Source organism: Aeromonas sp. PrichA-15, from assembly GCF_017939245.1.
Classification (GTDB): domain Bacteria; phylum Pseudomonadota; class Gammaproteobacteria; order Enterobacterales; family Aeromonadaceae; genus Aeromonas; species Aeromonas caviae.
Window position 1 is genome coordinate 1 of record NZ_JAGKRH010000182.1, and the last position, 486, is coordinate 486.

The window sequence follows — 486 nt, forward strand, 5'->3', positions numbered from 1 at the left end:
CGAAGAAAACAGACATAAACATGACTGCTTATGTCTGCATTCTTGAGCTGCGAAGAGAAGTGGCGTCCCCTAGGGGATTCGAACCCCTGTTACCGCCGTGAAAGGGCGGTGTCCTAGGCCTCTAGACGAAGGGGACGAAAATCATGTTTTGCGAAGGTCACTTCGCAATGATTTTCGTAAAGGCGACGCCGAGCCTGCGAGGCTAGCGGCCTTTAGCGCTGTTCGTTGTTATCGCTAACTCTGAATTGGGTAACGACTTTCGTCATTATTCACATCCCAACCCAACGAACGGGCTTCTCTCATCTGGTCTTTCGACCAAACAAGCACTGACACGCCAAGGTGCATCAGGTCTTTGCTCTAACTACTTTGAATCAAGGCAATCTGTGTGAACACTCAACAACTTCGTCATCATTAAGGTAAGGAGGTGATCCAACCCCAGGTTCCCCTAGGGTTACCTTGTTACGACTTCACCCCAGTCATGAATCA

General features: G+C 49.4%; 1 tRNA gene and 1 rRNA gene. Both read right to left on the minus strand.

Annotated features, from left to right (window positions below):
• Positions 1 to 60 precede the first annotated feature (60 nt).
• Positions 61 to 136, minus strand: a tRNA-Glu gene (locus J9889_RS18435).
• Positions 137 to 417: 281 nt separating this feature from the next.
• A 16S ribosomal RNA gene (locus tag J9889_RS18440) occupies positions 418 to 486 on the minus strand; the annotation flags it as partial.